The 13,886-nt window shown below is 60.2% G+C and carries 16 protein-coding genes and 1 pseudogene; 14 read left to right on the plus strand and 3 right to left on the minus strand.

Annotated features, from left to right (window positions below):
• Nucleotides 1–635 precede the first annotated feature (635 nt).
• Genes PMI02_RS14150 through PMI02_RS28390 form a run of 3 tightly spaced genes read left to right on the plus strand, consistent with a single transcriptional unit; the run spans nucleotide 636 to nucleotide 3,054 of the window.
• Nucleotides 636–1,880: a Mu transposase C-terminal domain-containing protein gene (locus tag PMI02_RS14150; RefSeq protein ID WP_007683882.1), complete on the plus strand. Its 1,245-nt coding sequence runs from the start codon at nucleotides 636–638 to the stop codon at nucleotides 1,878–1,880.
• A gap of 2 nt (nucleotides 1,881–1,882) precedes the next feature.
• Nucleotides 1,883–2,800 carry a TniB family NTP-binding protein gene (locus PMI02_RS14155; protein WP_007683884.1) on the plus strand — a complete coding sequence of 306 codons (918 nt, stop codon included), beginning with the start codon at nucleotides 1,883–1,885 and terminating at the stop codon, nucleotides 2,798–2,800.
• The gene (locus tag PMI02_RS28390; RefSeq protein ID WP_157222522.1) at nucleotides 2,797–3,054 is read left to right on the plus strand and encodes a TniQ family protein; all 258 of its coding nucleotides are present in this window, start codon (nucleotides 2,797–2,799) and stop codon (nucleotides 3,052–3,054) included. Before PMI02_RS14155 ends, PMI02_RS28390 begins: the two co-directional genes overlap by 4 nt.
• A gap of 1,042 nt (nucleotides 3,055–4,096) precedes the next feature.
• Here PMI02_RS28390 and cynR read toward each other — a convergent pair.
• A complete protein-coding gene (gene cynR / locus PMI02_RS14160; protein WP_007683889.1) occupies nucleotides 4,097–4,999 on the minus strand; it encodes a transcriptional regulator CynR in 903 nt (300 codons plus the stop codon).
• Between the two features lie 98 nt (nucleotides 5,000–5,097).
• On the opposite strand from cynR, the gene PMI02_RS14165 reads away from it, so the two are divergent.
• The 11 genes and pseudogenes from PMI02_RS14165 to PMI02_RS14205 all read left to right on the plus strand — a co-directional run bounded on the left by PMI02_RS14165 (nucleotide 5,098) and on the right by PMI02_RS14205 (nucleotide 11,547).
• Entirely contained in the window at nucleotides 5,098–5,751 is a 654-nt protein-coding gene (locus PMI02_RS14165) for a carbonic anhydrase (protein WP_007683891.1), read from the plus strand.
• Nucleotides 5,752–5,838: 87 nt separating this feature from the next.
• Complete coding sequence (cynS, locus tag PMI02_RS14170) at nucleotides 5,839–6,309, plus strand: cyanase (RefSeq protein ID WP_007683892.1); 471 nt, start codon at nucleotides 5,839–5,841, stop codon at nucleotides 6,307–6,309.
• A 307-nt stretch (nucleotides 6,310–6,616) separates the two neighbouring features.
• Nucleotides 6,617–7,081 carry a DUF1348 family protein gene (locus tag PMI02_RS14175; protein WP_007683895.1) on the plus strand — a complete coding sequence of 155 codons (465 nt, stop codon included), beginning with the start codon at nucleotides 6,617–6,619 and terminating at the stop codon, nucleotides 7,079–7,081.
• Entirely contained in the window at nucleotides 7,078–7,659 is a 582-nt protein-coding gene (locus PMI02_RS14180; RefSeq protein WP_007683898.1) for a TetR/AcrR family transcriptional regulator, read from the plus strand. The genes PMI02_RS14175 and PMI02_RS14180 overlap by 4 nt, the downstream gene beginning before the upstream one ends.
• 209 nt (nucleotides 7,660–7,868) lie before the next feature.
• Nucleotides 7,869–7,994, plus strand: a complete 126-nt coding sequence (locus tag PMI02_RS28185) for a hypothetical protein (protein WP_255348714.1) — start codon at nucleotides 7,869–7,871, stop codon at nucleotides 7,992–7,994.
• 309 nt (nucleotides 7,995–8,303) lie between these two features.
• A complete protein-coding gene (locus tag PMI02_RS14185) occupies nucleotides 8,304–9,146 on the plus strand; it encodes an alpha/beta fold hydrolase (RefSeq protein ID WP_036503876.1) in 843 nt (280 codons plus the stop codon).
• A gap of 67 nt (nucleotides 9,147–9,213) precedes the next feature.
• The gene (locus PMI02_RS28190; RefSeq protein ID WP_007683902.1) at nucleotides 9,214–9,348 is read left to right on the plus strand and encodes a hypothetical protein; all 135 of its coding nucleotides are present in this window, start codon (nucleotides 9,214–9,216) and stop codon (nucleotides 9,346–9,348) included.
• A gap of 60 nt (nucleotides 9,349–9,408) precedes the next feature.
• The gene (locus PMI02_RS14190) at nucleotides 9,409–9,714 is read left to right on the plus strand and encodes a hypothetical protein (protein ID WP_007683904.1); all 306 of its coding nucleotides are present in this window, start codon (nucleotides 9,409–9,411) and stop codon (nucleotides 9,712–9,714) included.
• Nucleotides 9,715–9,771: 57 nt separating this feature from the next.
• Nucleotides 9,772–10,434 carry a pyridoxamine 5'-phosphate oxidase family protein gene (locus tag PMI02_RS14195; protein WP_007683906.1) on the plus strand — a complete coding sequence of 221 codons (663 nt, stop codon included), beginning with the start codon at nucleotides 9,772–9,774 and terminating at the stop codon, nucleotides 10,432–10,434.
• Nucleotides 10,376–10,792: a VOC family protein gene (locus PMI02_RS14200; protein ID WP_007683907.1), complete on the plus strand. Its 417-nt coding sequence runs from the start codon at nucleotides 10,376–10,378 to the stop codon at nucleotides 10,790–10,792. Before PMI02_RS14195 ends, PMI02_RS14200 begins: the two co-directional genes overlap by 59 nt.
• Before the next feature lie 24 nt (nucleotides 10,793–10,816).
• Nucleotides 10,817–11,547, plus strand: a pseudogene (locus PMI02_RS14205) (MauE/DoxX family redox-associated membrane protein).
• A 335-nt stretch (nucleotides 11,548–11,882) separates the two neighbouring features.
• Here PMI02_RS14205 and PMI02_RS14210 read toward each other — a convergent pair.
• Entirely contained in the window at nucleotides 11,883–13,007 is a 1,125-nt protein-coding gene (locus PMI02_RS14210) for an NAD(P)/FAD-dependent oxidoreductase (protein ID WP_007683911.1), read from the minus strand.
• A 238-nt stretch (nucleotides 13,008–13,245) separates the two neighbouring features.
• The coding region (gene alkB, locus PMI02_RS14215; protein WP_007683913.1) for a DNA oxidative demethylase AlkB at nucleotides 13,246–13,886 on the minus strand (641 nt) is incomplete at its 5' end.

Consider the following 13,886-nt stretch of genomic DNA (forward strand, 5'->3'; position numbering starts at 1 on the left):
CGATTGTGCAAGTAGGTAGCGGTGCTGCTGCGCCGCCATCGGTCCGTCACCCGGGCAAGGCCGTTTGGGTGTCAGTTAAAGAATACGGGCGGACGAGAAAATGGCAGAAAAGCTTGGGTCACGTGTAACAATACCTCCGGACGTTCGACCTGAAGGCGCGGTTCTGCTACAAAACGACCGGACCCGGCAACACGAGTCCCTGGCAAAAATCGGGGATAGGTCATGGCCGAAGCTGGCACTGCCCTCACGACGGTTGATCCTTCACAATGGCGTACAGCTTGCGAGCGCGAGCCGGTAATTCGCGCTCTTGCCGCGGAACCTCGGCTTGGCCACAAAGCGATTGCAGAGGCTGGCTCGACGCTGGGCCTCAGCCGGTCCCGCATCTACGAGCTTCTGGCGAGATACCGGGAAAATCCGGTAACCAGCTCATTGGTCGATCATCACGACGGTTTTCCCAAAGGCCGGTCTCGCCTACATTCCGAGATCGACCGCCTGATCGATGCCGAGATAGCGAAATTCTATCTCAGCCGGCCAAAGCCGACTCTCGCACAGCTGGTTCGGCAGATACGCTATACGTGCCTTGAGCAGAACCTCCGACCTCCAGCGCGGCAACGGTTCTACTTAGGGTCGATGCGTTGGACCGGGAACACCTTATCAAAGCCCGAGATGGCGCCAAGGCTGCAGCAGATCGCTTCCGTCCAGTCACGGTCACCTACGAGGCGGAGTATCCGCTTCAGGTCGTGCAGATGGATCACACGCTTGTCGACATCATCATCGTCGACGAGTACTTCCGGAAGCCACTGGGTCGACCAACTCTGACCCTGCAGATCGACGTTGCCACACGCGTCATCCCGGGCTTCTACATTTCGCTGGAAAAACCATCGGCGACCTCGGTGGGCATGGCGATCCGCCACGCGGTTTTACCAAAGGATGCTTGGCTGACTGAACGCGAATTGACGTTCGCATGGCCAATCTTCGGCCTCCCCGACATCCTCCATCTCGATAACGCCTCGGAATTCCATTCGCGCGCGCTCTCTCGCGGCTGCCAGCAATTCGGCATCGACCTTCATTACCGTCCTCCACGTACTCCGCACTTTGGCGGGCACATTGAGCGTTTGATAGGCACTACCATCGGCGAAGTGAATCTACTTCCGGGGACCACCTTCTCGAACATTCAAAATAAGGGGGACTTCGACGCCGAGGGCGAGGCCTGTATGACCCTCAAGGAATTCGAGCGGTGGTTCGCTCTTCAGGTGGGCATATATCACGGTACTATTCACCGAGCTCTCGGCGTTCCGCCGATGACCGCGTGGCGCGATGACCAGACAAAGCGCACTGAGCCACTTAGGCTACCGGCTGACCAACAACGCTTTTTGTTCGACTTCCTTCCATTCGAAATGCGCCGGGTTCGGCGCGACGGCATCAAGCTCTTCCATTTGGTCTATTGGCACGGCGCTTTGACCACATTGGTGGCGAACGGCGTCCATAAATTCCCCATCAAATACAATCCGCTCAACCTTTCGGCGATTTATCTCGAACTGCCCGGCGGCGAGCATGTGATTGTTCCCCTCCGCGATAAGCGCCGCCCTGCGATCACGAAGTTCGAGCACGACTATGCCCTGAGAGCGCTTCGGGAGCGCGGGCGCGGCGCGGTCGACGAGCAGGTGCTGTTCGAGATGGTGAGCACACAGCGTAGTATCGGGCTCGCCGCCGTGACGAAAACCCGAGGGGCTCGACGAACGACCCAACGCCTCGTGGATGCGCTCATCCGCGGCGAGCCGCCTACGGTTCACCTCGAGGCTCGAGAAGCTAACGAACAACTCGCAGCACCAAATCTCGACTGGCCAGTCGTCCCGTTCGCCATCGAGGAACGGTCATAAGCATGCTCTACGGTCATCTCTTCCCGGCTTACCGCGAGTATGCCGAACTGACTGATGAGGCCCGGGTCGACTGGCTTCGGCGCGACCGTTGGATTTCGTTGCCACAGGCTGAAGCCGCGCTCTATCACCTCGAGGACCTGGTGATCTATCCACCTCGAGGGCGAATGCCCTGCCTGTTATTGTTTGGTTCCACCGGGATGGGCAAGACCGAGATCGTCAGCCGCTTCTCCAAACTGCATGCGCCCCAGTTCGATACAAAGGCCGGGCTTAGCAGGATGCCAGTGCTGCTGGTGCAGATGCCGCCGGAGCCGGCGGAGGATCAATTTTACACTGAACTGCTGACCGCGCTCAATTGCGTCGAGCTTAGCTCCCTGTCCGTGCGATCGATGCGGGCGGAAGCGAGACACTTGCTTGCCGAAGTCGAAACCAAGGTACTTGTCCTCGACGAAATCGACAAGATGCTCGCAGGCACGCCGCGCCAGCAGCGCTTGTTCCTCAATACAATCCGTTTTCTGACGAATGACCTCAAAGTCCCGATTGTCTGCGCAGGCACCGAGGACGCGCGCATGGCCGTCCTGACCGATCCGAACCTTGCTGATCGGTTCGGAGCGTTCGAGTTGATGCCATGGTGCAACGATCACGCCCTGCGCCAGCTCCTTGCAAGCTTTTCTGGTCTCCTGCCCCTCAGACGACTTTCGCGGCTCGACACCGTCGAAGCGCGGCAACGTTTGCTGGCCCTCACCCAAGGTGTGACCGGCCGAATATTCAGGCTCATTGAGGCGGCTGCCGTCGCGGCAATTCGCGATGGCCGCGAGATGCTCGACGCAGCAAGCTTCGACGCAAAGGACGTAACACTTCCTCTCGTCTCCATGTACGCTTCGGCAGGCAAGCGAAAGGCAATCGGCCGAGCGATCCTATGACTTTCGTGGAGCCATTCCCGGATGAGCTTCTCAGTTCGTGGCTGACTCGCATGCAACCCAATAGGAATACTATGAACGAGCCTTTGCTTCGGGCCTATCGAAACAGCGCTGGCCACTGGCGTCATCCAGACGTCCACCCGACCAGATCGATGATCGCTGAACTTGCCACAAACACCGGCATTGCGCCGAACCAGATTGCCAAACTGAGCCTTCGCTATCGGTATCCCAGGATCAACCCCGACTTTGTGGCTTGACGCTACGTTCCATCCGATCATCTTGGTCAGGACTGCGCGCCCGCTCTTTCCCTGCGGATTACCTGGTGCAGCCGTTGCCTCGCCGAAGACTATGCTCGCGGCCGCGCCGCCTATGTCCGCGCCGACTGGGCTATGGCTGCGGGAGGCTTTTGTTCTCGACACCACTGGCCGCTCGTCGACCGATGCGGTACCTGCGAAAGTCCGCATTGGACGATGGGGCGGTCGCCGCACGGGCCACCGAGGATGTGCTGCGCCCGCTGCCATCGGCGTCTCGAACGGGCAAATCCTAGGGCGCTTGAACTCGAGCCAGCGGCGCATTCGCTTTGGAAAATGATCGCAGGTTTCGAAGCCGCGCTGCGCGATGCCCTCACAGGAAAAGTGCCGGACCAATTCCGCTTCAACGACACTTCAGCCTCTCAGCTGCTCGACGAAACCTCCACAATCTGCCTTCTCCTAGCGAGGGCTCGCAGGCGCGCAGGGCTACGTGATGAACTTTTCGATCGCTTTGCCAAGCCCGCGCTCACACTCGAAGACGCTTGCCCAGACGAACCGTCCTGTGAAATGCCACTCGCGCTTGCTAGCCCGTCCCTGCGCCGTTGTCTGATTGCGATATGCGCCGCAATGCTCGATGCAAATTGGCGCAATGGGACTCTGTCAGGGCAAGTTGGTTGTCGACATATGGTCGCGGACGGTTCGTAGCATGGCGCTCAAGCACTTTATTCAAGATCGCCTCACTTGCTCGTCGACACTAAAAAGAAAGTTGTAAGCAGCACTCCATTGGAATGAACAACTTGAACGGATGTCTTATTTACGAGACGCCTCGCACACCTATGAAACTCTTTTTCAAGGCTCCGCCTAAGTTGATTTCCTGTAATGCATACATTTTGAGAGACGGATTTAAATCAGGAAGGCGGAGTGCGACCAATTAGGTCATTCCCACTCAGAAGCGAGAGTGGCGGTTGAGGCCGAAACCGGCCGTTCGCGGAAATCTGACGCCCGTACGTGTACTCGCCCAATACGCCGCTGGTATGAGGTGCCTAGTTTAAGCTAAGGCAGTGACGGTCCTGAGCTCCTGCACGAAAGCATCAAGCGTAGCGACGAATGCCCTTGCTGCGGCCGACCGATAGCCGCCCTCACGTTGTAGCAATACGACCCTTCGTTCATCGATCGCAGGAAGAAGGGGGCGGAAACGCAGGTCGTCTCTTTCCAAGGCAACAGCGTCCGGAAGGACTGTCACCAACGAACTGGACCGCACGAGTTCGATCAGCGTCGTCATCGAACTTGTCTCGATGACGACATTTGGCTTGATCCCATGGCGCTTAAAATGCTTGTCGATGGTTTGACGTGTCGCGAAGCTCCCGCTCAGCAAAACCATCTCCTCCCGCTCGATGCCCGCAACATCAATGGAATCGGTCGCCATAACCGCGTGATCGTATCGGGCAATCAGCGATAGTCGCTCAGTGTGCAGTGGCTGCGCAACGATGCCGGTGACACTCGACGCCCAAAATGCAATCGCGCAATCCAGGTTGTCATCGGCAAGGTCGGTTTCGATCTCGTCTTGGGACAAGGCGATCAGATCGAGGGTAATCCCAGGATATTTCTCGCGGAACCGCCGCGCGAGTGGCGCGATCAGATAGCCGCTGAAGCTGGGAGTAAAGCCGACCCGCAGCCTCCCGGAACTCAGATCGTTCACGTCCTGCGCCGCACGGCTCGCTGCGTCGATCTCCCGAGAGGCCCGGTGTATATGGCTCAGATACGTTGCGCCTGCATCCGTTGCGCGCACCGCTTTCCCCGAACGGTCCAGCAGTTGAACGCCTAGTTGCTCCTCCAACTGGCGTATCTGCTGCGATAGCGCCGGCTGAGACACATGCAGGGCCTGCGCCGCGCGTGTGAAGCTACCATGCTCTACCACCGCCGAGAGGTAACGAAGATGGCGAAGGAGCATCTGTATAACGCCTGCTTATAGACCCGATCTGTTTCCAGTCTTGGACAATCAGACGCCGCAAGTCGATACCTGCTTCACCAAGCAAGGAGATCGAAACAATGCAGAGGATAATCGAAGGCTTCAAGAAGTTCCGTGAGGACGAATATCCCGAGCGTATCCCGCTTTTCCATGAACTCGCAACCAAGCAGGAACCGGGGACGCTATTCGTTACCTGCTCTGATAGCCGGGTTGTTCCCGAGTTTATTACCCAAAGCGAGCCTGGCGATATGTTCGTCATTCGCAACGCGGGTAACATCATTCCGTCGTTCGGCCCCCATCACGGCGGCGTCTCTGCAACTGTCGAATATGCTGTCGCCGTTCTGGGTGTCGCCGACATTGTGGTATGCGGTCACTCAGACTGCGGCGCGATGACGGCCATCGCCAACGATGCCGACCTGAGCACGCTGCCCGCCGTTTCGAGCTGGTTGCACCACGCCGATGCAGCCAAGGCGATCAACGATGCTCACTCGCATAGCTGCAAGTCCGGCAAGGTCGCCGGCATGGTGCGCGAAAACGTCATCGCACAGATCGCAAATCTCCGCACGCACCCGTCCGTCGCCCTGGCGCTCTCCGAAGGGCGCGTCCGCCTCCACGGGTGGGTCTATGACATCGGCGAGGGATCGATCGAAGCATATGACGCTTCGACTGGCCGGTTCGTCGATCTGGTCGAATATCCCGAAGCGAACGCGACCTCCGTCGCCACCGCTGCCTGACGCCCTGCAAGGCAGGACGCTGGATTTCGGCGCCCATCGTGGGTGCCCCCTTACTCCCCCATACCGTTACAGATGAAAGGTAGAGCCATGACCCAAGTACAAGTGACCCAGACCGCCCGTAAGGCGCTCACCGAAGCCGTGATCCAGTCGAAGGCTGAGAAGCAGCTGAGCTGGACCGCCATCGCAGCGAACAGCGGCCTCTCGCGCGAGTTCGTCACCGCTGCGCTGCTGGGCCAGCACCCACTGCCGGCGAGTGCCGCCGAAGCAGTCGGCGAGACGCTCGCCCTGACCGCTGACGAGATCGAACTGTTGCAGGCGATCCCGGTTCGCGGCAGCTTCCCGGACGGCGTGCCGACCGACCCGACCATGTATCGCTTCTACGAGATGATCCAGGTCTATGCGACGACCCTGAAGTCGCTCGTCCACGAGGATTTCGGTGACGGCATCATCAGCGCGATCAACTTCAAGCTGAAGCTCGAAAAGCGCGAAGACCCCGAAGGCGGCCACCGCTGCGTCATCACGCTCGACGGCAAGTACCTTCCGACGAAGCCCTTCTGACGGGCCGACTGTTTCGAGGCACGAGCCACTAATCGCGGCCCACGCCTACCGGCGCCGTCCATATTTTGGCGCACCCTTCCACACCACTGGCTCTGAAAATGCAGCGTCTTCCGGTCGCTGAACCGGATGCCGATTTACCGCGTAAAAAGACTTGTACCGATCGGTCAAAGTTTGTACCGATAGGTACAAGGCAACAGCCCCAAAGGGGAAACGAGTGAACCGCCGCACTTTCATAGCTGCCCTTCCTGCTGCGGCCCTTGCGGCCCCGGCGCTTGCCAAGACCATTCACATCTCGAAAGGAAATCCAATGTACCGTCCTCCTCTGCCCCCCTTCTCCCACGAAAGCGCTGTCGAGAAGGTCCGTCTGGCCGAAGATGGCTGGAACACCCGCGACGCTGCCAAGGTCGCCCTGGCCTACACCCTCGACACCCGCTGGCGTAACCGCGTCGAGTTCGCGACCAACCGCGAGGAAGCGCGGGGCTTCCTTGAGCGCAAGTGGAACAAGGAACACGAGTACCGGCTTATCAAGGAACTCTGGGCCTTCACCGGCAACCGTATTGCCGTGCGCTACGCCTACGAGTATCGCGACGATGCCGGGCAGTGGTATCGCGCCTACGGAAACGAAAACTGGCTCTTTGCCGAAGACGGACTCATGTCGAACCGCCATGCCAGCATCAACGAGATGCCGATCAAGGAATCGGAGCGGCTGTTCTTCTGGCCCCTCGGCCGCCGTCCCGATGACCACGCTTCGCTGAGCGACCTCGGGCTTTGAGTAACAAGCGCGCCCTCACTGATCGCGAAAGTGCGCTGCCGGCGTTGGCAGAGGCATTCCGCGAGCACGGTTTCGAGGGCGCGACCTTGGCCTCTCTGTCGAAGGCGACGGGCCTTGGCAAAGGTAGCCTCTACAACTTCTTCCCCGGTGGGAAGGATGAGATGATGGAGGCCGTCCTTGAGAACATCGACGGTTGGTTCGCTGACGCGATTTTCTCGCCGCTGGAGAATGTTTCTGATCCGGCAGCGGCTGTTACGGCCATGTTCGACGACGTGACTGCGTATTTCCGTTCTGGAAGGCGGGTGTGCGTCGTCGGGTGCCTTGGGCTTAACTCCTCTGGCGAAACCTTCGCGGTAAAGGTGAAGGACTACTTCGCTCGGTGGATTTCGGCTCTGGCTCACTGCCTCGAAGTGGCAAAGGTTCCGCCAGCGATGGCCGTGGATCTCGCTGAAGAGGCAGTGTCTGGAATACAGGGGGCAATTGTCCTGGCCCGGGCGCTTGGTGATGATGCCAGCTTTCAGCGGATCGTTCGTCGCCTACAGTCGACCTTGCTCGATGCGATCGGTCGCTACGGCTGACCTTCCTTGAGTTGCCCGGCATTCGGGCGGTTCATTCCAGCTTTCGCAACATTGCCTGCCAGACAGCTTAGGCGCTGCCGCAGTTAGCCCCATTGTGCGAGCAAGCGGTGGGCTGATGCTCCGCGCTGTCAAAATCGACATTCACAGACGAGGGCATTCCCGTGACCGTTAGCAAACACGTACCCGCAATTAGGAAGTGGTTCAGCCGCATGGCTGACGAAATCCAGCCTGTCATCGTCGCATCGGATGTCGCGGGAATTACGGGCGGTGCGATTGCTGCTGCGGGCCTGATTACCAACCGGGCGCTCCAGACCCGTCCCGGTAGGGACGCCTGATATGCGGCTCCATCAAGTTTCTCGACAGTGCAAGCGGCTGCACCCCCGCGCGCTGTCGGCTCAACCCCTCCCTTAGAAAAGGGGCCTTGGCAAGTTCAGTCCGGCCTCCCCCCATGCCCCCGGTCGGGCTGAGCTTGTCCAGGTAATCTCCAGTTCCGAACTCAGAGCTTCCCAAGGAGCACGATCATGGACAGCCTTTCCCGACGCAGCGTCCTCGTTGGCAGCGCCATTGCCGCCACCCTGCCCTGGTTGCCCAATGCAGCAGCCGCTTTCACCAACCCCAACCCTACCCGCAACGGAGAAACGATCATGAGCAACGGATTCGTCACCACCAAGGATGGCACCCAGATTTTCTACAAGGATTGGGGTCCGAAGGACGCCCAGCCCATCGTGTTCCACCATGGCTGGCCGCTCTCGTCGGACGACTGGGACACGCAGATGCTGTTCTTCCTGTCCAAGGGCTTCCGCGTCGTCGCCCATGATCGCCGGGGCCATGGCCGCTCCGAGCAGGTCAGCGAGGGTCACGACATGGACCACTACGCTGCGGACGCCGCAGCGGTGATGGACCATCTGAACCTGCGCAATGCCGTCCACATCGGACACTCGACGGGCGGCGGCGAAGTGGCTGCCTATGTCGCTCGCTACGGCATCCCGAAGGGCCGGGTCGCGAAGGCCGTGCTGGTTAGCGCCGTGCCGCCTATCATGCTCAAGACCGCACGCTACCCCGGTGGCCTCCCGATCGAGGTGTTCGACGGCCTGCGCGCTGGCCTCGCCGCCAACCGCGCTCAGTTCTTCCGCGACGTCGCCGCAGGCCCATTCTACGGCTTCAATCGTCCAGGCGCCAAGGTGATGGAGCCGGTGATCGACAACTGGTGGCGCCAGGGCATGATGGGCAGCGCTAAGGCCCATTATGAAGGTATCAAGGCCTTCTCTGAAACCGATCAGACCGACGATCTGAAGGCGATCACCGTACCCACGCTCGTCCTCCACGGCGATGACGATCAGGTCGTGCCTTACAAGAACGCCGGTGTGCTCCAGGCGGAAATCCTGCCCCGCGCCACGCTCAAAATCTATCCCGGCTTCTCGCACGGCATGCTCACCGTGAACGCCGACACCATCAACCCCGATTTGCTCGCGTTCGTGCAGAGCTGATCGGGCATCGCCGGGAGGTCCGCAAGCGGCCGACCTCCCGGCAACGATTGAAAGAAAGGATTTCGCCATGAACCAGGCAAATGAAAATGGCCCCGTGCAAACGCCTTACGAGCGGTCTGCTTATGCTCCGCATCAGGAAGATTTGCTCGACGAGGCGCTGGAAGAGACGTTCCCAGCCAGTGACCCGATTTCTCCGGCCTGATCGCCTAAGGGCCGCGATAATATCGGCCTAATCGAAAACCGCTATGGAGCCAGGGCTACAGTGCAACAATCGATCATCGAAGAATCCCGGAAGATCGCTTCGCGGTTCCTTGAGGCCAACGGCCAGGCGCACAACGCGGCTATCGTAAGCGAGGGGCGCGGGGATGATTTTTCCGAGGTCCAGGCCATCCTCTTCGTCCTGCGTGAGCAGTCCGATCGGATGACGCGGTATGAGCAGGCCCTCGCTTGCTATTCCGATGAAGGCTTCTGGGAAGACGCCAGCGCCGGGTCGCTGGCGGAGCATGATCGGGGCGACATGGCCCGCAATGTGCTCAGCGGAAGAACCCCATTCCGGGATGTTTGCTGAGCGCGAGCGCGCTTCTGGCAGGCACCGATCCCAAAACGGCCAGGGAGGCCCATGTCGATGGCACAAACATTCCTCAAGACAATGTTCGGCCCACGATCACGTGCTTTGCAGGAAATCGACGGCTCGCGGGCGTCCTATGCGCGAATGGAAGCCCATGCGGGCGAGATGGACGTTTTCACGGATCGAGAGCTGGATTTCATCGCCGCGCGGGACAGCTTCTACTTAGCCAGCATGAGCGAAGGTGGCTGGCCCTACGTGCAGCATCGCGGCGGGCCGGCAGGCTTTTTGCGTCGGATCTCCGGGAACTGCATCGGTTTTGCGGACTATCGTGGGAACCGCCAATACCTCTCGACCGCAAACCTGGCTGCCGATGATCGCGTATGCCTGTTCCTGATGGATTACCCCGCTCGCCGTCGGCTCAAAATGATCGGCCACGCCTATACCACCGATGATCCTGAAAAGGTCGCAGCGCTGATGGTGCCGGGATACGACGCCGAAGGAGAGAGGGCTTTTGTGATCGACATAGTCGGATTCGATTGGAACTGCCCTCAGCACATTACACCCCGGTTCACAGACGCGCAGATCGCGGAAGCCACTCGGCCCCTGCTGGATGAGCTTGACCTCTTGCGCGCCCGCGTCGCCGAATTGGAGCAACATCATCATGACGGAAAAACTGACCTGTGGCGTCCACCATGTGGGCCTTACCGTTCCCGATCTTGATCAGGCGCGCGCATTCTTCTGCGACGTGCTGGGCTTCGACCTGGTTGGCGGCAAACCGGATGATCCCTCGATCTTCGTATCCGATGGCACGATACTTCTCACCCTCTGGCGCGCGGCCGACCCCATGACCGCCCGCGCCTTCGATCGTCGCGCCAATATCGGCCTGCATCATTTGTCACTGGCGGTCGCCAATGATGATGTTCTGGACAAGGCGTGGAACATGGTTAGCACCCACCCGGAAGTCACTATTGACGTGCCGCCCGAGCCGATGCGCCCCGGTTCGGCAACGCGCCACTTCCTTGTATTCATTCCCGGCGGCATCCGCCTGGAACTCGCTACCCCCTTCACCAAAGCCTGACGGGCACGCCAGCGGAGAACGACAATGGCGTCTGCTACGGATAAAAAAGCGACGATTTATCGCATGGTCATGGAGGAGCATACCTGCCCCTTTGGCCTCAAGGCGAAAGACCTTCTGCGCAGGCAGGGGTATGAAATCGAAGACCACCAGTTCCATACGCGCAAGGAGGTCGATGACTTCAAGGCTGAGCATGGCACTCCCCAGACCTTCATCGACGGTAAGCGTGTTGGTGGCTACGATGATCTGCGCGCCTTGTTTGGAAAGCCCGTGCGTGACCCGAAAGCCGTGACATATCGCCCGGTGGCTGCGGTATTCGCCATCACGGCGTCAATGGCGCTTGCCACCAGCTATGCCGTGTATGGTTCTCCAATTACCGCGCGTGCGGCCGAGTGGTTCATCGCATATTCGATGTGCGTGCTGGCAATGCTCAAAATTCAGAACGTCGAGAGCTTCTCAAGCATGTTCCTGAATTACGACCTTCTCGCCAAGCGGTGGGTGCCTTTCTCCTACATCTACCCCTATGCCGAAGGGGCGGCGGGCATATTGATGATCGCTGGCGCGTTGCATTGGCTGTCGGTCCCGATCGCATTGTTCATTGGCGGCATTGGCGCGGTATCCGTTATCAAGGCCGTGTACGTCGATAAGCGCGAGCTGAAATGCGCTTGCGTCGGCGGCGATAGTAATGCCCCCTGGGATTCCTGTCGCTCACTGAAAATGCGATGATGGTCGCTATGGCGCTGTGGATGGTCGCATGAAATATGCAAACCTATCTCACGCCGCAATTGATGGAATTTAAAGGCTGGAATGAGGTAGAAAACCGCCGTTCCTGAGCATGCTCCTCACGACCGTTTTGTCCCAAGCCCCGTCATAATCCGACGGTCCGGTTCCAAGCTTCGTAATTTTGCGGTCGAGTGGCTTGGATGGGCGCAAACTCGTCGACGCCTCGCGACCAGGTTGAGACATTCCGTTTCGGCTGCGCGAACGTCGTAATCCGACGAAAGCGGCCATTGACCCACGGGTCGACCAGCGATCTGGCTAGCGGGGGACGACTGGCGCGCGGCGTTTGATAGAAGGTCGCCGAACCGCATGATTATGCTCGGCCGCCGAAGAGGCTAATCACGCTGTGCGGCGCGTCCTTGCCGAAGAAATGTTCGAGATTGTCAGCCGAGGCCTGCGCGACGGCTTCCGCGCGCGGAAACAGGTCGCGTTCATACGTAGCCAGCGCCGCCTCGACGTCTTTCGGACAGCGGACGACCGCCTCCGCCAACCTTGCGCCGTCATCCATCGCAAGGTTGGCACCCTCGCCGGCGAACGGCGACATGAGATGGGCGGCGTCCCCGATAAGCGTCACACCCGGCACACGGCCCCACGACATGCCGATCGGGAGAGCGAAGATAGGCCGAGGAACGGGATCAATGCAGCTGTCGCGAATGAAAGCGGTCAGCGTCTTTGACCATCCATCGAACTCGCTCGCGATCCGGCCAAGCACGGCCGCAACGTCGGCGAAATCAATTGTGGCGATCCAGTCCTCGGGCTTGTTGAGCGCGGCGTAGCCACGGGCCGTTCCGTCCGGGTTGCGGTGGACCATGATTCCCTTGCCCGGCGCGACCGCCATAAGAGTGCCGCTGCCGATCATTTGTATCGACGTTGCATCCTTTACGGCATCGAGCAGCGCAATTTCGATGAAGCAGGTGCCGGAGTAATTCGGCTCCGCAGAAGAGAGGAGCGGCCGAACTTTCGACCATGCGCCGTCGGCGCCGACCAGCAGATCGACCGTTGCGTTGGTCCCGTCGCTGAAAGTGATTGCGTGCCGTCCCTCGCCGAGAGGAGTCAGCGCGGTCGCTTTGCGACCCCAGCGGATCGCACCGTTGGGCAGCGATCCGATCAGCATGGCGCGAAGATCGCCGCGGTCAACTTCCGGTCGCGTCGAAGCCGGATCGCCTGCCTTGTCGGACAAGAGCCTGCCGTCCGGTCCGACGACACGCTTGGCGTCCTCGCCGGGACGCACAAGGAGCAGAAATGCATCGTGCAGGCCTGCCGCCTTAAGCGCGCTCTGGCCGCTATGCTCGTGGATGTCGAGCAAGCCGCCCTGCGTCCGGGCCAACGGAGATGCCTCCCCCTCAAAGATCGTCGCCTCGATCCCGTGCTGATGGAGAACACGCGCGAGCGTTAAGCCGCCGAGGCCTGCGCCAATGATGCCAATGGTACGGTTCACGATAGCGCTCCTGTCGACGCATCGGGCATACCGACACGCATGATGGTTGGAGACGCTGGTCGATCATGCCTGGACATAGCCGACTTATGCGCGACAGGGCTGGGCTTATTCGGCTCGCTCGGTCGTTTTTCGCGACGGACAATTAGGTATTCTTTGCCGCTTAGGATGGCAAGAGCCGACCACTTCACGCCGCTCGCCGACAACGTGGCCAACGTCCGGATTCTGCACGATCCGTCGTTCAGCGGGCCACGCGAAAAGTAAGGTTGTGCCGATACTCGCCCTCCAAGCTGCCGCTGCCGCGCATCGTATCCACGCCATGGAACGTCAGCCGCGCCGGGCCACCCCACACAACCACGTCCCCGTGAAACAGCCGCACGCGCATCGGCTTCTCACTTCGGGTGGCGCCGCCCCACAGAAACGTCGCGGGTAGCCCGAGCGACACCGAGACGATCGGCGCGTCGAAGTCCCTCTCGTTCCGGTCCTGATGGAGCGAAAGCCGAGAGCCGGGCTCGTAGCGGTTCATGAGGCACGAATCCGGTGCGAACCGAGCATAGCCGGCGACCTCGGCCGCCCGCTCGGCGAGACGGCGGAAGGTCTCGGGCATCTCCGGCCACGGATCACCCGTCTGCGGATCGAGCGCGTCGTAGCGATAGCCGGTGCGGTCCGTCACCCAGCCGAGGCTGCCGCAATTGGTCATGGCGACCGACATCGGCCATCCCCCCGGCGTGACCATAGTCCTGAACGGTGCCATGTCCGCGATGCAGTGGAGGTCAGCCAGCAGCGCGTCGGCATCCGGCGAGGCGAAGCCTCCCTGCAGCATCGCTCCGGCTTGCAGCGGCACGGCGCGTCGACCTTCTTCGAACAGATCGGTCGGAAAAA

The organism is Novosphingobium sp. AP12 (assembly GCF_000281975.1).
Lineage (GTDB): Bacteria > Pseudomonadota > Alphaproteobacteria > Sphingomonadales > Sphingomonadaceae > Novosphingobium.

What these genes read in the sequence shown, in the direction of transcription:
- PMI02_RS14155 (WP_007683884.1), top strand. Translation starts at nt 1,883, where the DNA reads ATGCTCTACGGTCATCTCTTCCCGGCTTACCGCGAGTATGCCGAACTG.
- PMI02_RS28390 (WP_157222522.1), top strand. Translation starts at nt 2,797, where the DNA reads ATGACTTTCGTGGAGCCATTCCCGGATGAGCTTCTCAGTTCGTGGCTG.
- cynR (WP_007683889.1), bottom strand. Translation starts at nt 4,999, where the DNA reads ATGCTCCTTCGCCATCTTCGTTACCTCTCGGCGGTGGTAGAGCATGGT.
- PMI02_RS14165 (WP_007683891.1), top strand. Translation starts at nt 5,098, where the DNA reads ATGCAGAGGATAATCGAAGGCTTCAAGAAGTTCCGTGAGGACGAATAT.
- cynS (WP_007683892.1), top strand. Translation starts at nt 5,839, where the DNA reads ATGACCCAAGTACAAGTGACCCAGACCGCCCGTAAGGCGCTCACCGAA.
- PMI02_RS14175 (WP_007683895.1), top strand. Translation starts at nt 6,617, where the DNA reads ATGTACCGTCCTCCTCTGCCCCCCTTCTCCCACGAAAGCGCTGTCGAG.
- PMI02_RS28185 (WP_255348714.1), top strand. Translation starts at nt 7,869, where the DNA reads ATGGCTGACGAAATCCAGCCTGTCATCGTCGCATCGGATGTCGCGGGA.
- PMI02_RS14185 (WP_036503876.1), top strand. Translation starts at nt 8,304, where the DNA reads ATGAGCAACGGATTCGTCACCACCAAGGATGGCACCCAGATTTTCTAC.
- PMI02_RS28190 (WP_007683902.1), top strand. Translation starts at nt 9,214, where the DNA reads ATGAACCAGGCAAATGAAAATGGCCCCGTGCAAACGCCTTACGAGCGG.
- PMI02_RS14195 (WP_007683906.1), top strand. Translation starts at nt 9,772, where the DNA reads ATGGCACAAACATTCCTCAAGACAATGTTCGGCCCACGATCACGTGCT.
- PMI02_RS14200 (WP_007683907.1), top strand. Translation starts at nt 10,376, where the DNA reads ATGACGGAAAAACTGACCTGTGGCGTCCACCATGTGGGCCTTACCGTT.